This window comes from Chitinophaga sp., assembly GCF_039596155.1.
In the GTDB taxonomy this organism is placed as follows: Bacteria; Bacteroidota; Bacteroidia; order Chitinophagales; family Chitinophagaceae; genus Chitinophaga.
In genome coordinates this window covers 40,445-62,958 of record NZ_JBCNKF010000003.1, presented here as the reverse complement: position 1 = coordinate 62,958, position 22,514 = coordinate 40,445, and the positions used below count along the sequence as shown (strand labels likewise).

At 47.4% G+C, this 22,514-nt stretch carries 18 protein-coding genes; 8 read left to right on the top strand and 10 right to left on the bottom strand.

The genetic code is table 11. The features are described from left to right. Positions 1–3: 3 nt before the first annotated feature. From ABDW33_RS03945 to ABDW33_RS03930, 4 genes are all read right to left on the bottom strand, one after another. Positions 4–753, bottom strand: a complete 750-nt coding sequence (locus tag ABDW33_RS03945; RefSeq protein ID WP_343688767.1) for an ABC transporter permease — start codon at positions 751–753, stop codon at positions 4–6. A gap of 246 nt (positions 754–999) precedes the next feature. Further along, positions 1,000–2,085, bottom strand: a complete 1,086-nt coding sequence (locus ABDW33_RS03940; protein ID WP_343688766.1) for a hypothetical protein — start codon at positions 2,083–2,085, stop codon at positions 1,000–1,002. A 79-nt stretch (positions 2,086–2,164) separates the two neighbouring features. Beyond that, positions 2,165–4,441 (bottom strand): NADP-dependent malic enzyme, encoded by a 2,277-nt coding sequence (locus tag ABDW33_RS03935; protein ID WP_343688765.1) that lies wholly within the window; start codon positions 4,439–4,441, stop codon positions 2,165–2,167. Between the two features lie 227 nt (positions 4,442–4,668). After that, positions 4,669–4,884 (bottom strand): hypothetical protein, encoded by a 216-nt coding sequence (locus ABDW33_RS03930; protein WP_343688764.1) that lies wholly within the window; start codon positions 4,882–4,884, stop codon positions 4,669–4,671. Between the two features lie 21 nt (positions 4,885–4,905). Here ABDW33_RS03930 and ABDW33_RS03925 point away from each other — a divergent pair, with 21 nt between their 5' ends. Further along, positions 4,906–5,349 carry a DUF4293 domain-containing protein gene (locus ABDW33_RS03925; protein ID WP_343688763.1) on the top strand — a complete coding sequence of 148 codons (444 nt, stop codon included), beginning with the start codon at positions 4,906–4,908 and terminating at the stop codon, positions 5,347–5,349. A gap of 190 nt (positions 5,350–5,539) precedes the next feature. On the opposite strand, the gene uvrA is transcribed toward ABDW33_RS03925, so the two are convergent. Next, positions 5,540–8,356, bottom strand: coding sequence for an excinuclease ABC subunit UvrA (gene uvrA / locus ABDW33_RS03920; RefSeq protein WP_343688762.1), 2,817 nt, complete (start codon positions 8,354–8,356; stop codon positions 5,540–5,542). A 499-nt stretch (positions 8,357–8,855) separates the two neighbouring features. Between uvrA and ABDW33_RS03915 the strand changes: the two genes are divergently transcribed. After that, a complete protein-coding gene (locus ABDW33_RS03915) occupies positions 8,856–9,428 on the top strand; it encodes a sigma-70 family RNA polymerase sigma factor (RefSeq protein WP_146970795.1) in 573 nt (190 codons plus the stop codon). A 152-nt stretch (positions 9,429–9,580) separates the two neighbouring features. Here the strand turns inward: ABDW33_RS03915 and ABDW33_RS03910 are convergent, their stop codons facing one another. Next, positions 9,581–10,780 (bottom strand): acetyl-CoA C-acyltransferase, encoded by a 1,200-nt coding sequence (locus ABDW33_RS03910; RefSeq protein WP_343688761.1) that lies wholly within the window; start codon positions 10,778–10,780, stop codon positions 9,581–9,583. A 131-nt stretch (positions 10,781–10,911) separates the two neighbouring features. Here ABDW33_RS03910 and rlmN point away from each other — a divergent pair, with 131 nt between their 5' ends. The 3 genes from rlmN (at position 10,912) to ABDW33_RS03895 (ending at position 14,396) form a co-directional block, all read left to right on the top strand. Further along, positions 10,912–11,955, top strand: a complete 1,044-nt coding sequence (gene rlmN, locus ABDW33_RS03905) for a 23S rRNA (adenine(2503)-C(2))-methyltransferase RlmN (RefSeq protein WP_343688760.1) — start codon at positions 10,912–10,914, stop codon at positions 11,953–11,955. Between the two features lie 36 nt (positions 11,956–11,991). After that, positions 11,992–13,563 carry a pseudouridine synthase gene (locus tag ABDW33_RS03900; RefSeq protein WP_343688759.1) on the top strand — a complete coding sequence of 524 codons (1,572 nt, stop codon included), beginning with the start codon at positions 11,992–11,994 and terminating at the stop codon, positions 13,561–13,563. An 86-nt stretch (positions 13,564–13,649) separates the two neighbouring features. Next, on the top strand, positions 13,650–14,396 hold the full coding sequence (locus ABDW33_RS03895; RefSeq protein WP_343688758.1) for an RluA family pseudouridine synthase: 747 nt from the start codon (positions 13,650–13,652) through the stop codon (positions 14,394–14,396). Between the two features lie 355 nt (positions 14,397–14,751). Here the strand turns inward: ABDW33_RS03895 and ABDW33_RS03890 are convergent, their stop codons facing one another. The 3 genes from ABDW33_RS03890 to ABDW33_RS03880 all read right to left on the bottom strand — a co-directional run bounded on the left by ABDW33_RS03890 (position 14,752) and on the right by ABDW33_RS03880 (position 16,700). Beyond that, positions 14,752–15,387 carry a peroxiredoxin gene (locus ABDW33_RS03890; RefSeq protein WP_183288938.1) on the bottom strand — a complete coding sequence of 212 codons (636 nt, stop codon included), beginning with the start codon at positions 15,385–15,387 and terminating at the stop codon, positions 14,752–14,754. 146 nt (positions 15,388–15,533) lie between these two features. Continuing rightward, entirely contained in the window at positions 15,534–15,863 is a 330-nt protein-coding gene (locus ABDW33_RS03885) for a hypothetical protein (RefSeq protein ID WP_343688757.1), read from the bottom strand. A gap of 249 nt (positions 15,864–16,112) precedes the next feature. Further along, positions 16,113–16,700: a hypothetical protein gene (locus ABDW33_RS03880; protein WP_343688756.1), complete on the bottom strand. Its 588-nt coding sequence runs from the start codon at positions 16,698–16,700 to the stop codon at positions 16,113–16,115. 105 nt (positions 16,701–16,805) lie between these two features. On the opposite strand from ABDW33_RS03880, the gene ABDW33_RS03875 reads away from it, so the two are divergent. Together ABDW33_RS03875 and ade are read left to right on the top strand one after the other, a co-directional pair. Continuing rightward, positions 16,806–17,807, top strand: coding sequence for a WYL domain-containing protein (locus tag ABDW33_RS03875; RefSeq protein ID WP_343688755.1), 1,002 nt, complete (start codon positions 16,806–16,808; stop codon positions 17,805–17,807). A 9-nt stretch (positions 17,808–17,816) separates the two neighbouring features. Continuing rightward, a complete protein-coding gene (gene ade, locus ABDW33_RS03870) occupies positions 17,817–19,457 on the top strand; it encodes an adenine deaminase (RefSeq protein ID WP_343688754.1) in 1,641 nt (546 codons plus the stop codon). A 20-nt stretch (positions 19,458–19,477) separates the two neighbouring features. Here the strand turns inward: ade and ABDW33_RS03865 are convergent, their stop codons facing one another. Then, positions 19,478–20,542 carry an anhydro-N-acetylmuramic acid kinase gene (locus ABDW33_RS03865; RefSeq protein WP_343688753.1) on the bottom strand — a complete coding sequence of 355 codons (1,065 nt, stop codon included), beginning with the start codon at positions 20,540–20,542 and terminating at the stop codon, positions 19,478–19,480. Positions 20,543–20,640: 98 nt separating this feature from the next. Here ABDW33_RS03865 and ABDW33_RS03860 point away from each other — a divergent pair, with 98 nt between their 5' ends. Then, on the top strand, positions 20,641–22,488 hold the full coding sequence (locus ABDW33_RS03860) for a von Willebrand factor type A domain-containing protein (RefSeq protein WP_343688752.1): 1,848 nt from the start codon (positions 20,641–20,643) through the stop codon (positions 22,486–22,488). Positions 22,489–22,514 lie beyond the last annotated feature (26 nt).

The following is a 22,514-nucleotide window of genomic DNA, read 5'->3' as shown; positions in this document are numbered from 1 at the left end:
ATATTAATTTTGCAGCAGTATCGCAGCCAGTATGTAGTCCATAAATAAAATCAATACACAGGTCACTACCACAGCACGGGTACTTGCCTTACCTATTTCAAGCGCACCGCCCTGCACATTATACCCGTAGTAGGATGGTACACTGGCTATAATGAAGGCAAATACGAATGACTTGAAGAGTGCAAAGAAGATGTTATAAGGCTTCCATTCCTGTCTCAACCCCTGCCAGAACTGGTCTGCAGAGAGAATCCCCCCCATTTCACCTGCCTTGAGGCCACCCCAGATCCCGAGGAAACCGGCGATACAGATGAGACAGGGAATCATGATCAGGGAAGCAAGGATCTTAGGCATAATGAGGTATCCACGGGTGTTGATCCCCATGATCTCCTGCGCATCAATCTGTTCAGATACACGCATATTACCCAGCTCAGATGCTATTTTGGAACCTACTACACCTGCCAGTACGATACAGGTCAACGTAGGGGCAAACTCCAGGATAATTGTGTCTCTTACTACCTGTGCTATTGTAGCTTTGGGGATGATCGGGCTTACCAGCTGGTAAGCAATCTGTACGGTGGTTACAGCTCCCATAAAGAGAGAGATGATGAATACGATACCTAATGAACCGATACCTATATCCACACACTGCCGCATGAACTCTTTCCAATACATCTTCATGTTTTCCGGGCGGGAAAACATTCCTTTTAGCATTAGCAGGTAGCTTCCGAAATGATGAAAGAATCTAAATTCCATAACGGGCCAAAGATAGTGTATCCATTTAAATAAAAATTAAATCATTAACGACTGAGAAAACAGCGAAAAAACCGCTTCCGTCTTCGGCAGAAGCGGTTTTTTCAGCAAAATATCTTTCCTTCCCGGCGATCCTCTTTATTACGGATGAAGGAAGCATCTTCGTTCCCTGCCGGTAATCGTATGACCGGCGGCTGGCTGAAGCGCCCCCTCCTGCCGGCACGCTATTGCCGGTCGCATCCCAGTCTGCTATTTCAAACTTTTTACCAGTAACCGTTTTAAACTCCGTTCAATGATCTCCCCCATTGTCTTACACCTTGCAAACACCGGATCATCATAGTACTGTGCCAGTTCCTCTCCCAGCTGCGTGATCTTTTCAGGAAACGAGACCTTATCTGTCATAATCACATCCCGCAGGTCCTTGATCCTGTGCCTGTGCGCCTTGATCCTACGGGCGATCAGCGACCGCTCTTCCTGCTGGTACTGCTTTACCACCTCCGCATTCAAATGCTTGATAGCCAGATCCACGAATACCCTGTTCTCTTTAAAGTACTGCGGCATATACAAAGTCCGCTTTCCTTCGTAAAACTGCTGGTCAAAATCAATCGCCCTGATCCGGAACTGCACATCATCAAAATCCGGGGTGATGTCAAATACAAAATTGTACGACCGCATATCCCCCAGCAAACGCACAAAACACCGTTCATTGAACTTCACAAACTCCTTGGCTATACGCTTGGGGTTGAACTCCGGCCGCTGCAAATAATGCGCTATGAACTGGTCGCCCGGTACCCCGGCAATATGCTCCTCTACCAGGGTATTACCATCTACAATGTAACTCATCCAGTAAGGAGACAAAATATGTTCCAGCTCAAGACCATAAATGCGTGATGCATCTGCTGTCTTAATATAAAAATAATCGTAAACTTCGTTGTAAGTGTTGACAATCCTGATCCTGAAAGGATGCGAATTTCCAAATGTGCAGTAATCGATCCGCTCTACCTGCAAATGTTCTTCGGCAGCCTGGTCACCACCCGCCTTGAGTATAGAGTAGATCCTTTTCAGTCCCGCCTTCAGCGGACCATACATACTATCAGGATAAAATACAGATTCCCATAAGGTATCATTTCCTTCTTTGTCATACACAGGAATGGAGGAATCATAGTAACGGAGCTCCTGGTAAGATATCGGCAATCGAATCTCCCGCTCGTACAATTTGAGGTACCCGCGAAATGCAGGATTCAGTGGAAAGAAGGTCTTTTTCCGGGAGATGTGCTGCATGCTTTTTTCTATAAAGATACTGATCTCTGCCCGTGGACCGTATGCGTCACTCATTTAGTATTCCAAAACCAGCCGGGGCCATCTTTTAAAATACTACATGACGCCATCCACCAACAGAGATCAGTAAATTATATTATTTGCAACACTTATGCTGCGCTTCTACCACAGCAATATTCACCATGTTCACTATCTGTCTTACAGTACTGCCCAACTGCAGGATATGCACCGGTTTCTTGATACCCAGCAGGATAGGTCCGATAGCATCAAACCCGGCTACTTCCTGCAACAGGTTGTAGGCTACGTTGCCCGCAGTGAGGTTAGGGAAGATCAGGGTGTTCACTTCCTGGTCTATCAGCTCACTGAACGGATAGCTATCCCGCAGGATCTCCTTGTTAAACGCCATCGCAGCCTGGATTTCACCATCTACGATCAGTGATGGTTCTCTCATCTTCACGATCTCTCTTGCTTTAGCTACCAGCTGCGCCTCAGGGGTCGGACTGGAACCAAAGTTGGAATAAGATACCATAGCAATGCGCGGTGTGATATTGAATTGTCTTACTTCCTCGGCTACCAGCAGCGTGATTTCGGCCAGCTCTTCGGCAGTAGGATTAAAGTTCACCGTAGTATCTGCCAGGAACAGCGGACCACGCTTGGTATTGATGATATACATACCTGCCACGCGCTTTACATTAGGTGCTGTACCTATCACATGTAATGCAGGGCGGATCGTATCAGGATAGTTACGTGTCAGACCAGAGATCAGCGCATCCGCTTCACCTGTTTCCACCATCATACAACCAAAATAGTTACGCTCACGCATGACTTTCTTCGCTTCGTACAGGTTAAATCCTTTACGCTGGCGTTTCTGGAAGAACAATTCTCCATACTGGTGACGTTTCTCTGTCATCTCATCGCTCTTAGGATCGATGATCACCGTATCTTCCAGTTCGATACCATTTTCTGCTGCCAGGTTCCTGATCCGTTGTTCATTACCCAGCAGGATCGGATAGGCAATACCTTCATCTCTCACCACCTGTGATGCTTTCAGTACCTTCAGGTTGTCTGCTTCTGCAAACACCACTTTACGCGGATCCTGACGAGCTTTGGTACCAATCACGCGGAAGAGCTGGTTATCCAGTCCGAGACGCTTATTCAGTACAGTCGTATATTCCTCCCAGTTGGTGATCGGCTGCTGGGCAACACCGCTTTCCATCGCTGCTTTTGCCACCGCCGGTGCTACATGACTGAGCAGGCGTGGGTCCAGTGGTTTTGGAATGATATAACGGGGACCGAAATAGATATTCTTTTCGTTGTAAGCCAGGTTCACGATATCAGGTACCGGTTCCTTGGCCAGTTCTGCCAGCGCATTGACCGCAGCGAGTTTCATAGCCTCATTGATCTGCGTAGCACGTACATCCAGTGCACCACGGAAAATGTATGGGAAACCCAATACGTTATTTACCTGGTTAGGATGATCGGAACGACCTGTTGCCATGATCACATCAGGGCGTGAAGCGATTGCCAGGTCGTAGGCGATTTCCGGATCAGGATTTGCCATTGCAAATACCACCGGGTTGCTGGCCATAGACTTGATCATCTCGGGAGTTACCACATTCCCTACAGATAAACCGACAAATACATCGGCCCCGTTCAGGGCTTCTGCCAGGGTTGTTACTTTAGAGGTAGTGGCAAACTGCCTGTGCAGATCAGATAACCCTTCACGGGAAGTGTTGATCACACCATCCTTGTCAAACATCACGATGTTCTCCTTGCTCGCCCCCAGCGCTACGTACAGTTTTACGCAGGCCATCGCGGCTGCACCGGCACCGTTGAAAACGATCTTCACCTTCGTGATATCCTTCTTTACCAGGTCCATCGCATTCAACAGGGCTGCACTGGAAATGATCGCTGTACCATGCTGGTCATCATGCATGATAGGGATCTTCAGTTCTTTTTTCAGGCGATCTTCGATCTCAAAACACTCCGGACTCTTGATGTCTTCCAGGTTAATACCCCCGAATGTAGGTTCCATGGCTTTCACCACGTTTACAAATTCATCTACATTCTTGGTATTCAATTCAATATCAAACACATCAATATCTGCGAATATCTTGAACAATACCGCCTTTCCTTCCATCACAGGCTTACCGGCTTCAGGCCCGATATCACCCAGACCAAGTACCGCGGTGCCATTGCTGATTACCGCTACCAGGTTGCCCTTGGCCGTGTATTTATAAACATTTTCTACGTCTTTGTGAATTTCTTTGCAAGGCTCTGCTACTCCGGGAGAATAAGCGAGGGATAGGTCCCATTGCGTTTTGGTGTTTTTAGTAGGTATTACTTCGATTTTTCCAGGCCGGCCTAAAGCATGATAGTCTAAAGCATCCTGCTTGTTCTGTTTCTTTGCCATAATTCAATAAGAGATTGTTCTTGGGCGTGCAATATACAAAGTATTGAAAGAAAGGATGCCGTAATATGTCAGTATTATATGTAATGATGACACTTTTAACAGTACGATTATACCGGTTGGTATATTAAATGACTGAATGGGGATTGAATGATACGATTGTGCAATTTATACAACATTCAATCGCCGCAAAAGAGGCCGTGCGCAGGCCCTGGTGACCCTTAGCCTGGTTAATGGCTGGTCGGTAGCGCTTCTTCGGAGATATCCCGCAGATAACCCGCAGATAACCCGCCTATAAGCCGCCCATAACCCGCATCTATAAAGAGGCGGGATATTTGCGGGATATCCCCGGAATAAACGCCGGACACCAGGCCTACCCGGTACTTTTCACCGTGAAGCGGGGAGGTCTGGCCGTCATAAATAAAATATTTACTTATTTTTACCACGTATTAATTTGCCTGAATAACATGATACAACGCATTCAAAGTCTTTACCTTCTGTTAGCTGCCGGGGCTGCTGTAGGAACATGGTTCCTGGATATTTTCAAAGTGACCCTGAGTGATGATCAGGTTCCTAAATATTTCAATGCCCAGTCTAATTTTATGGTGTTTGTTGTCTACATGCTGATTGTAGCACTTTCCGTGTTCTGTATTTTCCTTTTCAAAAACCGGAAACTGCAATTCAGGCTGACTGTATTGGATATTTTCCTGGCGCTGGCAGCGATTGCTTTGCAGTACTTTAAAGTGCAGGATTTTGTGAATGCATTTCAGCAGGCAGGCAAGACCATTGCATCGTCTACATACCTGCCGGGGGCATTTTTGCCAGTGCTGATCCTGATCTTCCTGATCATGGCAGCCAGGGGGATATATAAGGATGAGAAGCTGATTAAGTCTCTCGATAGACTGAGATAACATCCCGGTCCACTGAGATCAAATAAAAAAGCCTGTATCTTACTTCGATACAGGCTTTTTATTTGAAAATGGTTTTCGTTCCCATAAGGGAATCCCGCCATTCAGGAATGCTTTATTGTTTACCTGGTGATTCAGGTATCATTTTTTTCATCTGAGAGCATTACTTTTTTGATCATCCATTCGTTTCCGATTATAAGTACTGTCCTGTGTAGCTTTCTTTCACGTTTTTGAGTCCATCCGGCAAGCCTGCGTACAGCAGCTGGCCCCCACCGGCGCCGCCTTCAGGCCCCAGGTCTATTACCCAGTCAGCACTTTTGATGACGTCGGTATTGTGCTCTATGACCAATACGGAATGACCCTGGTCAATCAGTGCATTGAAGGAACCCAACAGTTTCTTAATGTCGTGGAAGTGCAGGCCGGTAGTCGGTTCATCGAATATAAAGAGGATGTGGCCCTGTGCCTTGCCCTTACCCAGGAAGGAAGCCAGCTTTACACGCTGAGCCTCACCACCACTCAGGGTATCGCTGCTCTGTCCCAGTTTTACATAGCCTAACCCCACATCGCTGAGCGGGCGGATCTTGTTCACTACATCCTTCTCATCTTTGAAGAAATCCAATGCCTCATCTACGCCCATTTCCAGGACATCGTAGATGTTCTTACCCTTGTAGGTTACTTCCAGTACTTCATCTTTGAATTTGCGTCCACCACAGCTTTCGCATTGCAGGTGTACGTCTGCCAGGAACTGCATTTCCACTATTACCTCTCCTTCACCTTTACATGCATCGCAACGCCCGCCATCTACGTTGAAAGAGAAATGCTTGGGCTGAAAACCACGCATTTTGCTCAATGGCTGACGGGAGAAGAGGTCACGGATCTCATCGTATGCTTTGATATAAGTAACAGGGTTGGAACGGGAGGATTTACCGATCGGGTTCTGGTCAATCATTTCAATCTGGGTAATGTCGTCCAGTGCACCTTTCAGTGCACGATGCTGGCCTACCTTTTCTGCAAATTCACCTTTCAGTTTCATGAGGGCCGGGTACAGGATCTGCTTTACCAGTGTTGTCTTACCGGAACCACTCACCCCGCTCACTACACACAATACTTCCAGCGGGAAATCCACATCGATGTTCTTCAGGTTGTTTTGCCTGCAGCCTTCCAGGGTGATGGATTTCTTCCACTTACGTGTACGTGCGGGTGGTTGTATAGACAGCTGACCGCTCAGGTATTTTCCGGTCAGGCTTTTTGTATCTTTTAAAATGCTTGGATAGTCGCCTGCAAAGATCACTTCTCCACCCAGGTGGCTGGCCAGTGGTCCCATGTCTATGATATAGTCGGCCTGTTCCATCATCTGCTCATCATGTTCTACCACGACTACGGTATTGCCGAGGTCACGCAGCTCCTTGAGTACACGGATCAGGCGGTGGGTATCCCGGGCATGGAGGCCAATGCTGGGTTCATCGAGGATGTACATGGAGTTGGTCAGGTTACTACCCAGGGAGCGGGTCAGCTGTATACGCTGGCTTTCTCCACCACTGAGCGTATTCGCTACACGGTTCAGGGTCAGGTAACCAAGTCCTACGTCCAGCAGTGTTTTAACACGGTGGTGAATTTCCAGCAGGATGCGTTTACCTACCTGTTGGTCGTATTCATTGAGTTGCAGTTGTTCGAACCAGCCATACAGGTTTTCGACCGGCATTTCTACCAGCTGGGCGATGTTGCAGCCATTTATTTTGATGTACAGCGCTTCCTTGCGGAGACGCCCTCCTCCACATTCCGGGCAGATAGTACGGCCGCGGTAGCGGGATTGCAGTACACGATATTGTACTTTGTACAGGTTCTGCTCCACCATTTTGAAGAACTCATTGAGCCCATAGAAGTGCTCATTACCCGTCCAGAGCAGGTTGTATTGCTCTTCCGTCAGGTCGGTAACAGGTTTATGAATAGGGAAGTTGAACTTGCGGGCAGCTTTGATGAGGGCTTCCTTGTATTCACCCATCTTTTCACCTCTCCAGGGAGCGATAGCGCCTTCGAATACACTCAGGCGTTTGTCGGGAATGACCAGGTCGGCATCGATTCCCAGTGTTTGTCCAAAGCCTTCACACACGGGACATGCACCATATGGATTGTTGAAGGAGAAGAGGTTGGGTACAGGTTCTTCGAATTGCAGTCCATCCAGTTCAAAACGATTGGAGAAGTGCTGTATGTCGCTGCCATCAATCTCTACAAGACAGTCGCCCTCGCTTTCGTAAAAGGCTGTCTGCACAGAATCTGCAATACGGTGCAGGTCATCTTCTTCAAAGTCCTTTGCAACCAGGCGGTCTATGAGGAGGTAAGTTTCTTTGGGCAGCGCCGGTTTTTTCTCTTCCAGCAATTCTTCGATGCGCAGCAGTTTTCCGCCCTCTTTGTCTTTGCCATAGAGGCGGGAGAAGCCTTTCTGCATCAGGATCTGCAGTTCTTCTTTCACATCTCTTTTTGCATGGCGGCGGAAGTTGACGAGGATCTGGATCCTGGTGCCCGCAGGACGGGTTTTAATATAGTCGGTGACGTCACTTACTTCATGCTTCTTTACCAGTTCACCTGAAACAGGCGAATAGGTTTTGCCGATACGGGCAAAGAGAAGGCGGAGATAGTCGTAGAGCTCTGTCATGGAACCAACGGTAGAACGCGGGGTACGGGTAATCACCTTTTGTTCAATGGCGATGGCCGGACAGATACCTTTTATATAGTCTACATCTGGTTTATTCATGCGCATGAGGAACTGGCGGGCATATGCGGAAAGACTTTCTGCATAGCGGCGCTGGCCTTCAGCGTAGAGGGTATCCATGGTCAGGGAGGATTTGCCTGAACCAGATACGCCGGTAACGACTACGAGTTTGTTGCGGGGAATGCCTACACTAACGTTTTTGAGGTTGTGAACCCTCGCTCCTTTTATATATATCTGATCCTGCGTACTGATAGGGGCATCGTCAGCGATAATTTCCGGTTTCTTTGATTTTGTAGCCATATTCCAGCGAGTTGTTATTTTGCCAAAAATTTTAGCATTACGAAGGTAAGGGATTTGGGACAAATGATAAATCTTCAGTTCGTTAGTGCCCTGTTGTCGTTAATTTATCACCCCGATTGCGTGCCTGTAAAGGTCGTCAAAGGCTGACTGTGAAGGGGTTTTCCAATGGTCTTTGTCCATTGCTGCAGGGATGTCTGCACCGGCGGGGAACGGAAAAAATAAGAGATTATTTTTCTTTTTGTAACAGAAATTCATTTTTCTACCTGATACTCAATATTAATTCTGTCAATCGTGCCAAATCACTGCTATCAGGGGGTTGTTTTATTCAACTTTAACATTATATTTGCATAGAACCAAGATCGTGAGAATTGGTCGCCAATAACTATCACTCTTAAAACTTCCTATTATAGCATAAACTCTACACTATTTTACCTACAACAGACTTGAATAAGTCGGTTTCTTTATTATAAACCCGCTATTGTAGACGTTTATGCAAATAATGTACAAACTCAGCGACGAGCAATTAATTACCCTGTTCAAAAAGGGTCATGCCTCTGCATTGGAAGAACTGGTGCAAAGACATAAAGACAAGCTCTATACCTCCATCTTTTTATTAGTCAAGGATTCCTTCCTGGCTGAAGATATTTTTCAGGACACTTTCATTAAGATCATCGATACAATCCGGGCAGAACGTTACACAGAAAAAGGTAAGTTCCTCCCCTGGGCCATGCGTATTGCACACAACCTGTGTGTGGATTACTTCCGTAAAATCAAGCGGACGCCGATCATCAAAACCAGCGACGATAAGGACATCTTCAACGTACTGAGCTTTAGCGAGAGCAGTGCCGAAGAGAAACTGATCACCCGCCAGAGTCATGACCGTGTACGTCGTATGCTGGATATGCTGCCTGAAGAGCAACGGGAGGTGATCATCCTGCGTCATTATGCGGATCTTAGTTTTAAAGAAATCGCCGATCTCACGCAGGTGAGTATTAATACTGCATTGGGCCGTATGCGTTATGGCCTGATAAATCTCCGGAAGATGATGACGGAGAAACAAATATGTTTGTAATCCTTTTTTGCTTGCCATCAACGGGCGACCGGTTTTTATGATCGATCGCCCGTTCTTATTGCCATCAGGGCATTGCCCGGCGGGTGTGCATGCACCAGGTGGCGCCTGTGAAAGCGACGAATGGGTTAGTCCCGAAGGCGTTTCCATCCATCCTACATATTTTCAAAGATCATAGCGGCTCCCTGTCCTACCCCCACACACATGGTGGTCAAACCGTATTTCACGCCCTGCCTGTGTTTCATTTCATGCCCCAGGGTGCCTACTATCCTTGCACCTGTACATCCCAGGGGATGTCCCATCGCAATCGATCCTCCATTCACATTGATCTTCGACTGATCCAGTCCTAAGTCCTGTATACAAGCCAAAGCCTGTACAGCAAAGGCTTCATTCAGTTCTATCAGGTCCAGCTGGTGTGCAGTGATCCCTGCCCTTTTCAGGGCTTTCTCAGTAGCCGGCACGGGGCCGATTCCCATGATAGCCGGGTCTACACCCGCTACTGCCATAGATTTCACCTGCATCAAAGGGGTCAGGTTATACTGCTTCAATGCCCGCTCAGAAACTATCAATACCAGTGCGGCACCATCATTGATCCCTGCACTGTTCCCTGCCGTTACACTACCATCTTTGGCAAAAGCAGGCCGCAACCCTGCCAGTTTTTCCATAGACGTTTCACGGGGGTGTTCATCCTGACTGATCACCACCTGTTCCTGTTTATTGGGAGTAATCGGTACGGGGATAATCTCTCTTGGCCAGATACCGGCATCCAGTGCGGCTTTGTATTTTACCTGGCTAAGTAGTGCAAATTCATCCTGGGCTTCCCGGGAAATCTTCCAGCGGTTAGCAATATTTTCCGCTGTTTCGCCCATAGAATAAGGATGGTACATCTCTGCCAGCTTCCTGTTGGTAAAGCGCCAGCCTATGGTAGAATCCACAATTTCTGTTTTACGGCTGTAGGCAGCTTCTGGTTTAGGCATTACCAGCGGCGCCCGGGTCATACTTTCGACCCCACCAGCCAGATACACATCCCCTTCACCGCACATAATGGCCCTGGCGGCGTCCATTACAGCCTGCATGCCGGAGGCACAGAGCCTGTTGACGGTATTGCCGGCTACAGATACCGGCAATCCTGCCAGCAAAGCTGCCATCCGGGCCACATCCCGGTTATCTTCACCTGCCTGGTTGGTAGCCCCGGCTATCACATCTTCAATGCTGGCGGGGTCCACGGCAGGATTTCTTTCCATGATCGATCTGATAAGGAGGGCCAGCATATCGTCAGGCCTGATAGTGCTCAAAACCCCGCCATAGCGGCCGATTGGGGTACGCACTGCGTCTACTATATAAGCAGCTTGCATTGCTTGAAGGATTGCTTTGGTTAATAAAAGGTTGTAAATGTAGGGGATTTTTGGAGGATTAAATTTACGTACCTTTGTACATTAATACCGACTGCCGTAAGGCAGACATTATCTCAAATAAAGGGTCAGGAATGAAATCGGGCAAAACGAATATCCGGCAGCTGAGTCTGCCGGAGTTACAGGAATACTTCGGGTCTATAGGGGAAAAGCCCTTCCGGGCCAAACAGGTGTATGAGTGGCTGTGGCTCAAACATGCAACCAGTTTTGACGGCATGACCAATCTCTCCAGAGAGCTACGCGCCAAACTGGAAGAATACTTCACTTTACCTGCCGTACAGGTGGACACCACCCAACATAGCAACGACGGCACCATCAAAAGTCGCTTCAAATTACATGACGGTCACCTTGTAGAAGGCGTGCTGATACCTACTGACACCAGGCAAACTGCCTGCGTATCTTCACAGGTGGGATGCAGCCTGAGCTGTAAATTCTGTGCTACCGGGTACATGGATCGTAAGCGCAACCTCGAATTTGACGAGATCTTTGATGAGGTAGCCCTGCTAAACGACCAGGCGATGGGGGCTTATGGTAAAAAACTGAGCAATATCGTATTTATGGGCATGGGCGAGCCCCTGCTGAACTATAAAAACGTACTGGCAAGTATCGAGCGCATTACCAGTCCGGATGGATTGGGGATGTCTCCCAAGCGAATTACGGTATCTACCGCAGGCGTAGCCAAAATGATCCGGCAATTGGGTGATGATAAGGTGAAATTCAACCTTGCCCTGTCCCTGCATGCAGCGAACGATGAGAAGCGCAGCCAGATCATGCCTATCAACGAGACGAATAACCTCAAAGTACTGATAGAGGCGCTTAACTACTTCTACAAACAAACACAGAACCAGATCTCATTTGAATATATACTGTTCAAAGACTTCAACGACTCCCTGAAGGATGCCGATGAACTGATCCGCATCTACAGACAGGTGCCGGCCGATCTGGTGAACATCATAGAATACAATCCCATCTCCAATGCCCGCTTCCAGAAACCGGAAGAAGAAGTGGCAGATGCTTTTATGGAATACCTGGGTAAACACCGGGTCAATGCCCGTCTCCGCCGCAGCCGTGGTAAAGATATTGATGCGGCTTGTGGTCAGCTGGCAAATAAAGGCTGATCTCCTCTTCTAACATTTAAAAAACGAAACTGACAGATGAAGAAAAATACACCTGCTAAAAAAGGATTCGCTCCTTTTAAGGAAAATAAGAACAGGGCAAAGGGAGATGATTCCCGCCCCGCAAAACGTACTGCTGGCGGACGTCCGCCACGCAAAGACAATGATAGTGAAGGATTCCGTCCACGCAAAGATGATGGAGAAGGTTTCCGTGGCCGGAAGAATGATGGCGAAGGATTCCGTGGCAGGAAGAGTGATGGTGAAGGTTTCCGTGGCCGTAAAAGCGAGGATGGTGAAGGTTTCCGCCCGCGTAAAACCGACGGTGAAGGATTCCGTGGCCGTAAAAGTGAGGATGGTGAAAGTTTCCGCCCGCGTAAAACCGACGGTGAAGGATTCCGTGGCCGTAAAAGTGAGGATGGTGAAGGTTTCCGCCCGCGTAAAACCGACGGTGAAGGATTCCGTGGCCGTAAAAGTGAGGATGGTGAAGGTTTCCGCCCGCGTAAAACCGAACGTCGCCCTGCCGGCAAAGATGAAAACGGCGATCCACTGCCGGCATTCAAAAAGAAAGAACAGACTGACGGCGAGGACGCTACCCGCCGTACCAGAATAAAACCAGCACAGAAAACGGCGAATGGCAGAACGCCATTCAAACCCGGCGCGAAGCGTGACCGTGATGACAGTGCCTTTCATGGTACTGAACGCAGTGGTAAAAAAGGTAAAGACGAACGCGAAACGCCAAGTGGCTTTAACCGTAAAAAATATTTCGACAGCACGAACGAACGTTTCGCGGCCAAACAGGATCGTAAAACTGCTGCCAGGAAAGCCCGCAAAGGCGATTCAGCCGGTGGTTTCAGCAAGAAAGGCGACAGAGATGAAAACACCGTTTCCATCGAAGGTGAAATGCCGCTGAACAAGTACATCGCCCATTGTGGCCTGTGCTCCCGTCGTAAGGCTGTTGACTATGTAAAAGAAGGTAAGATCACCGTAAATGGTACAGTTATTACTGAACCTGCATTTAAAGTAACCAGGAAAGACGAAGTAACCATCCTTGGTAAAAAGATGCACATCCAGAAAAACCTGGTGTACATCCTCCTGAACAAACCCAAAGGCTACATCACCACTACTGACGATCCTGAGGGACGTAAAACAGTGATGGAACTGATCCAGGATGCTACCGAAGAAGAGCGGGTATACCCTGTAGGCCGCCTGGACCGCAATACATCTGGCCTGCTGTTGCTGACCAACGATGGAGAACTGGCACAGAAACTCTCCCACCCTAAGCATAACATCCGCAAGATCTATCATGTAGGGCTGAACAAACCATTGACCAAGGCACACTTCGAGCAGATCCTTGCAGGGGTGACACTGGAAGACGGGGTTGCTCACGTAGATGTACTGGGATATGTGGATAATGCAGACAAAACCCAGATCGGTATTGAGATTCACAGTGGTAAAAACCGTATTGTTCGCCGCATTTTCGAACACCTGGAGTACGAGGTAGAGAAACTGGATCGGGTGACCTATGCAGGATTGACCAAAAAGAATATCAACAGGGGCCATTGGCGCTACCTGACAGAGAAAGAAATTATCCTGCTTAAGCACTTCAAATAATTGAACGGAGGCGATGGGCTTCTTTTCAGCCCGTCAGCACTCCCTATTTGAATGAAATTTATCCCGCTTAAGCAATTGAACAAACTATGCGCATTAACGAACTGATTATAAAAGAAACGCCGGACTATGTAGTGCTCAACAAACCGGCAGGCGTGCTTACCATTCCGGACAGGCACGACAACCAGCTGTCCTCTATTCAGGGGCTGCTGAAAAAGCACTATGGTAATATCTTTACCGTACACAGACTGGATAAGGACACCAGTGGGGTGATCCTCTTTGCTAAAAACGAGGCCGCTCATAAGTATTATTCCCAGGCATTCGAAGGCAGAAACGTACAGAAGTTCTACCTGGGACTGGTGAATGGTCAGCTGATACCAGCCACCGGCACCATCGAAGAAGCCATTGCAGAGCACCCGATTACAAAGGGTAAAATGGTGACCAACAAGAAAGGAAAACATGCCCATACTGATTACGAAGTACTGGAAGCATTTGGCCTCTACAGCCTTGTGAAACTCCAGATCCATACCGGTCGTACGCACCAGATCCGTGTTCACATGAAACACATAGGCCATCCGATTGCGGTGGATGAGATGTATGGTACGAATACCCCTGTATTGCTGTCTGCTATCAAAAAGTCGTATAAGCTGGGTAAGCATGATGTAGAAGAACGCCCATTGCTGAGCAGGTTAGCATTACATTCATTCCAGCTGCATTTTACGGATCAGCAGGGAGAAAAACAGGTAGTAGAGGCGCCACTGGCAAAGGATATTCAGGCGGTGGTGACACAGCTGCGTAAGAATAGCAGCGGGTATGTGCCAAAACTGATTTTATAAGTATTTTGATTTTAAAATATTGAGGCTGCTCTGATAAGGGCGGCCTTTTTTATTTGTTGATGTATAGCAGTGGATTGGAGGAATATACAGCGAATTTCATCGGGCCGGAAATTGCAGGGAACTTATCAGGCACACCGTAAAGAATGATCATGGTCGATATGACCGGGCTTTGAAGCCTTCTTATTAACCGAAGCGAGTGTAAGGATGTAAACGATTGATCTTCAGGAGCATAAAAAAAACGGGGAAAAATCCCCGTTTCGTAAAAATCAAAAACCAACCATTAAAAATTCTTATCAATAAAAACCTGTCCCACAGCGTGGGCAGGTTTTAAAAGTTGCTTATTTACCAGTCTGCCTTATTTATTTGGCTGAGGTGTTGTTCTCAGATAAGGCTTGATGATCTTGTGGCCTTTCGGGAAACGCGCAGGAATATCCTCGGTTTTCACAGCGGCTGTTACGATCACATCTTCACCATCCTGCCAGTTTGCCGGGGTAGCTACCTGGTAGTTAGCCGTCAGCTGCAGGGAGTCAATTACGCGCAATACTTCATGGAAGTTTCTTCCTGTAGAAGCCGGGTAAGTGATGATGAGTTTTACCTTTTTGTCGGGCCCGATGATAAACAGGGATCTGACAGTGAAGGTTTCAGAAGCATTTGGGTGGATCATATCGTACAGGTCAGACACTTTTCTGTCTTCGTCTGCGATGATAGGGAACTCCACTTTGGTGTTCTGGGTTTCATTTATATCGTTGATCCAGCCGAGATGTTTATCTACAGGATCAACGCTGAGTGCAAGCACTTTAACGTTACGTTTGGCGAATTCATCTTTCAACGCCGCTGTTCTACCTAATTCGGTAGTACATACCGGGGTGTAATCCGCAGGGTGAGAGAATAATACTCCCCAGCTATCACCCAGGAACTCATAAAAATCAATATCTCCTATCGATGTCTTTGCCTGAAAGTTTGGTGCTATATCTCCGAGTCTTAAGCTCATATCTTACTCTTTTTTACGGTTACGCTTTCAAAAATAGTTATTTCCTACAAATATTATAGACTTTGCTGTTAAATTTTTGAAAATAAAGCTGTGCGGAACTTTTTACAGGATAGACGGTAGATTCTGGAAAGTGGTGATCGGGTAGATCAGAATGTGTAGGGGCTTGCTGTTGGCTGTTTTTCAGGGATGCTGAAGAGGTTGGAGAAGAAATGGAAGTAACCGGGAAGCATTGGCAATGTGGTGGACGCTGAAGAGGCCGGAGAAGAGTTGGAAGTACCCGGGGAAGCATTGGCAATGTGGTGGACGCTGAAGAGGTCGGAGAAGAGCTGGAAGTACCCGGGGAAGCATCGGCAATGTAGTGGACGCTGAAGAGATCGGAGAAGAAATGGAAGTAACCGGGGAAGCATCGGCAATGTGGTGGACGCTGAAGAGGCCGGAGAAGAGTTGAAAGTACCCGGAGGATTTCTGGCCAACATCGCGAGGGTGCTGAAGAGGCCGGAACTTTCCTGCTCGCACTACACCGTGATTTTTAGGGAAATGCACCCCGGAAACTGCAAAAATGTGCCCGGCCATATCTAACTGCAAAAATCCCTGCCTGGAAACAGGCAGGGCTGAGGTCATAACAAACAACTGAGAACAAAGGTATTAGGGATAACACGCTTGAACGTTTGCAACAAAAATCATAGGGGCGGGATTCGGGTTTTTCGAGGATAGTTTGAATAAGCTTATATCGTCCTTTCTTTCCAGGCATAATAGGCAAGGGTAAACTTCATATCATCTGCCAGATCCGCTTTCTGACGGGCGCCATCCTCGTCGAAATCCAGTTCCAGATAGCCCAGATACAGCTCATAACTCATGTACAACATGTCAAGGCACTGTCCTATCTTCTTTTCATACTGGTTATTCTTAACGGGGATGGCCGGGGTTACCTGCTCAATATAATAGCATTCACCGTCAGTATATTCAACCCACGTACCCTGATCACGAAAACCAGGTCGGGTTAACAAAAAATTCATATTGTCAAACACAACAGCACTGCCCAGTTCTGCCTCCAGGTCGATTATTTCCGGTATCTGCTGCATATCTTCCAGCTTCTTCACAATTGTCATCTGCACAGCATCATTCCTGTCCTGCACGTAGCGCAACATGGTATTGAGCACTTCGTAAGTAGTCACAAAGTCGCAACGGGTCCAGTTATCACCCTGCTGCAAATACCCCCATATAGTGATATAGTTTGAATCATCCAAGATGATCTGTCCTACTGATATAGCGGGGTATGTATTTACTGAAGACGTTGTTTTTAACTGTTTCATATACATCTTGTGTTATTGACAATACAAAAGTAGCAGCACTACGCGCAGAGGATTTGCGTACCGATAAAATCAATTTCATTAATTTTAGCACCTAAATAATTTTGCATGCCGAAGAATAAGGATGCTGTTTCTCGTTATCGCTGGATCGATGAGCGGTTGCGAAATAAACGTCTGAAAAAACCCACCCTCGATGATCTTATAGAGTTTGTCTCCCGAAAAATGGACAAAAGCATTTCCGTCCGTACCATACAAAAGGATATACAGGATATGCGCCATGATCCGGAATTGAATTACCATGCCCCTATTGTATATGACAGGGCGAGTGGTACGTATGCATATGAAGATGAGACCTACTCTATCAATAACATTCCTATCGAGGAAGCCGACCTGGAAGGCCTGGAGATTGCCATTGGCATACTCGAACAGTTTCGCAGCCTGCCTGTAATTGAGCAGTTTGAAGATGCGATCCTGAAAATTGCTGCAAGCCTGAAACAAAACCGTGAAGTATTAGAGCACAAAGGGCTTATCCGTTTTTCGCGTGCTACCCAATATAAAGGGGCATCTCATATCCCTTCGATTGTAGATGCTATTAAAAACCTGGATGTGATCAGGATCTCGTACCAGAGCTTTGACCGCAACGAACCAAAGGAGCATTGGGTAGAGCCTTATCACGTGCGGGAATATCAATCCCGTTTCTACCTGGTGGGTAAAAGCCAGAAAGCAAAAGGCGGCACACTGCTCACTTTTGCGCTGGATCGCATCCTTGACCTGTGGCCGACTGACAAGAAATTTGATGAGAAGAATTTTGATGACGCCAGCTATTTTCAACATGCCATCGGGGTGACTGTACCACAGGGTGAACCGGAAAAAGTAATCCTTTCCTTTACGCCTCACCAGGGTAAATACATTAAGACACAGGCTATCCATCCTTCACAACAGGTTGAATCAGATACCGAAGAAGAATGCCGGGTGTCTATCAATGTTGTGATCAATCATGAACTCACCATGCTGCTGCTGAGTTATGGCGCGAATGTAAAGGTTATACAGCCAGCCCCACTCGCAGAGAAAATTGCAGCAGAAGCAAAGGCAATGTTAGAACGTTATTAAATTAAAACCATGGCACAAAACTTCCAGCTTTCCGGCAATATCATAGACATTCCTGCACAACGTATCTATCCTGGTACGATACAGGTAACTGATGGAAAGATCAGCAGTATCAGCGAAGATCAGGGCACTTATCAGCAGTATATTTTACCCGGATTTGTAGATGCACATGTACATGTTGAAAGCGCTATGCTTACACCTTCTGAATTTGCGAGACTGGCTGTAGTGCATGGTACGGTTGCAACGGTATCTGACCCGCACGAGATAGCGAATGTACTGGGTGTGCAAGGTGTGAAGTACATGCTGGAGAATGGGAAGACAGTGCCTTTCAAATTCTGTTTTGGTGCGCCATCCTGTGTGCCGGCTACAATATTTGAAACGGCAGGTGCGACAGTGACTGTAAAAGATGTTGAAGAATTGCTGGCATTGCCTGAGGTGTTATATCTCACGGAGATGATGAACTTTCCGGGTGTGCTGCACCACGATCCGGATGTATTGGCAAAGATTGCAGCTGCCCAAAAAGTGAATAAGCCTGTAGATGGCCATGCACCAGGGCTGAGAGGAGACGCAGCCAGGCAATATATTGATGCAGGCATCAGTACAGATCATGAATGTTTTACTGCAGAAGAAGCATTGGATAAGCTGCAGTATGGAATGAAAATTCTCATCAGGGAAGGAAGCGCGGCAAGGAACTTTGAAGCATTGGTTGGATTGCTGCATGCACATTCAGCACGCATGATGTTTTGCAGCGATGATAAACACCCGGACAACCTGGTGGAAGGGCATATCAATGTGCTGGTAAGGAGAGCGTTGGCGCATGGTATAGATCTCTTCAAAGTATTGCAGGCAGCGTGTATTAATCCGGTGGAGCACTATAAAATTCCAGCGGGATTATTGAGAGTAGGTGATCCGGCAGATTTCATTGTAACGAATGATATTCAGCAATTCGATATCCAGGCGACTTATATAAATGGAACATTGGTGGCGAAAGACGGTCAAACGCTGATTACTGCACCGGTGGCACCGGTGATCAACAATTTTGATTGTAATCCTGTATCAGTTGATGATCTGCGTATAGTAGCGGATGGCAGTACTGCGACTGTAAAGGTGATAGAAGCACTGGATGGTCAGCTGATCACAAATACATTGGTAGAAGAGTTGCCAGTGGTGAATGGCGCATTGTATAGTGATGTAGAGAAGGATGTATTGAAGCTGGTAGTAGTGAACAGGTATCATCCGGCACCGATTGCGCTGGCCTTCATCAGGCGATTTGGATTTAAGCGTGGGGCCATCGCGTCTTCTGTGGCACATGATAGTCATAATATTATTGCAGTGGGTGTAGACGATGAGAGTATTGTACAGGCAATCAATGCGGTGATAGCAACAAAGGGAGGTGTGAGTGTGGTGGATAATGGGGAAGCCAGGGTGTTACCTCTGCCGGTGGCCGGGTTGATGAGCAACCTGGATGGGTATGCAGTGGCGGAACAGTATAGCCAGTTGGATAAAGCGGCAAAGGGATTAGGCAGTGAGCTGGGGGCACCGTTTATGACGTTGTCATTTATGGCACTGCTGGTAATACCGCATCTGAAGCTGAGCGATAAAGGATTATTTGATGGAGATGCATTTAAATTTACGGATGTTATCACTGGGTGATAACATCCGTAAATTTACTTTTAGTTGCTCCAGAGTGCTCCACCTACACTATCTCTATCTGCGCCGGTTACCGAAGCGAATGCATTCGTTTCCTGCCTCCAGCGTAACGCACCTAATAACGCAATCATTAATGCAGTTCTGAACGTCAGCGTCCGGGCATCCGGTTGTGTTACGTTCATTCCCAATTCTTTTATAGCTGCTACCAGGAAGCTGTTATGCGCACCACCACCTGTAAGCAGTATCTCTCCTCCTTCTCCACCTATTTGCTTTATTGCATTTGCTACCTGTGCAGCGATATGTTTTGTGTAAGTATTCAGTTTACCCTGTGTAGACAACTGGTGTCCCTGTATCATTGGCAGGACGGTAGTAGTTCCGAATTTATTTGTCAGCGTCTTCGGGTAAGGCTGTGCATAATAAGCCAATCCATTCAGTGCATCCAGCAACTTCTCGTCAGTCACCCCACCGGCGGCCAGTTTTCCATCCTCATCATACGCACGACCCAATGTCTCTGCCAGGCTATCCAGCACGTAATTGCAGGGGCAAATATCAAAGGCTACCAGTTCTCCCTCTTTCTGTGCAGAAATAGTCGCATTCTCGCCCAGGTTGACCCGGTAAGCTGCATTGGGGAACAACAGCTGTTCCGCTACCGGTAGTAGTGGTGCTCCTTTGCCGCCCAGTGCAATATCCATTGCCCGCAGGTCACTGATCACAGACAAGCCGGTTACTGCTGTGATAGCCGCCCCATCTCCCAATTGTGCCGTCATCTTCTGAGAAGGCATGTGAAATACGGTATGACCATGTGTCGTCACAAAATGTACCTGGTGATCAAATCCATGCGTTGCAATAAAGTCCTTTACTGCATGCCCGATATAATGTCCGTATTCACTATGTAGCAGAAAATAATCTCTTGCAGGCAGATTGGCCGCATTTGATAATTTTTCTTTCCAGTCTTCTGTATATGCCTTACGCTCAGCGCCTTTGATCTCGTAACTCCACTTGCCCCTCACCTCTGTCAAAGCGACAAACACCAGGTCCAGCCCATCGAGAGAGCTGCCTGAAGTAACTCCTATTACATTGTATACCATGCCCTAAAATTTGTGCAAATCTATACGATATTTTTTTCCCGGGGATTATGGAATCAATACCATGACCAGCATCATGTACCGGAATAAACCATTTGACTATGCTAAAATACCTATTCCTGTTGCTGGCAGGGCTGATTTCTTTTAACACGCAGGCCCAGCGTAAACTGACCGGAATTGTCACCGATACCGATACTCACCAACCCATGGCCGGTGTCACGGTGAAAGTAAAAGGCGCTACCACCGGCTGCACGACCGACACCGCAGGGAAATATGAACTGCTGCTACCATCAGGAGATCAAACACTGGTATTTAGTATGATTGGTTACAATACAAAAGAATTACCGCTCTTCAGAAAAACACTGGAACTTAATAAGTCTGCATCTTACAATATCGAACTGCAAGCAAGCCAGCAGCAGTTAGACGAGGTAATCATTATGGGCTACACTATCTCTAAAAGATATGCTGCCACCGGCTGCGTTTCAACCATAAAAAGCGAGGATATCGAAGAATATGCTCCCATATCGGGCAACCGTTTCATGAACGTGGAAGCACACCCACTCAGCACTTTTGCTGCCGATGTAGACAGGGCGTCTTACTCCAATGTACGCCGGTTTCTCGATGACGACAAGCTCCCTCCCGCCGATGCGGTCAGAGTGGAAGAATTGATCAACTACTTTGACTACCAATACAAGCCGCCTACTGGTAATGATCCGGTAGCCATTTATACAGATATGATCAGGTGCCCCTGGGAACCGCGTCATCAGCTGGTAAGGATTGGTGTAAAAGCGATGGAAGTTTCCAACGAAAAACTCCCGCCTGCCAACCTGGTCTTTCTTATTGACGTGTCGGGTTCTATGGATAACCCCAACAAGCTGCCACTTGTCATCCAGTCGCTGAAGGCCCTGACACAGCAACTTCGGCCTATTGATCACGTAGCCATTGTGGTATACGCAGGTGCAGCGGGACTTGTATTACCGTCTACACCCGGTAGTGAAAAGATCACCATCATGGATGCACTGGACAAGCTGGAAGCTGGCGGCTCTACTGCCGGCGGTGACGGCATACAACTGGCCTACAACACAGCTGCCGCTAATTTTCTTAAAGAGGGGAACAACCGTGTGATACTGGCTACCGATGGCGACTTCAATGTCGGTATTTCCAGTGAACAGGGCCTGGAAGAACTTATTTCGAAAGAGAAAGAAAAAGGCATTTTTCTCACCGTATTGGGCTTTGGTATGGGTAACCTGAAGGATAATAAACTGGAAACGCTGGCCGACAAGGGAAATGGTAACTATGCCTACATTGATACTTACGAAGAAGCCCGCCGCACACTGGTAACAACATTTGGGGGCACCCTTTATACCGTGGCCAAAGATGTAAAACTACAGGTTGAATTTAACCCCCATTTTATAGGTGCTTATCGCCTGATCGGGTACGAAAACAGGTTAATAAAAACTGAAGACTTTAACGATGATAAAAAGGATGGTGGTGAAATGGGGGCAGGCCACACTGTGACTGCTTTGTACGAGTTAGCTCCTCCTGAGGATGATCACCTGCCCTATTCCCTGAAAATGGACCAGTCAGACAGGATGATGACTTACTGGAACGAAGACGCGCTGACAGTGAACCTGCGATACAAAAAGCCCCAGTCCAACAGTAGCAGGGTGTTTTCAAAAAGTATGCGCTGGAATGTGACAAACATGAGCAGGGTACCGGACGACTTTAAAATGGCCACTGCTGTCGCCGCTTTCGGCATGTTGCTGCGCAACTCCGAATACAAGGGCAACGCAACCTATGCCCAGGTAATATCCCTGGCAGAGAGCGCCAGGGGCGCAGATAAAGATGGTTACCGGGCGGCATTTATTCAACTGGTCAAAAAAGCCCAGTTACTGGATCATGGAACGCCGGCTTATTCCAATGTCATGGCAGGTAATGACGAAAATTAGCCGGCCTTTCGTCCTGCTGTTAACCA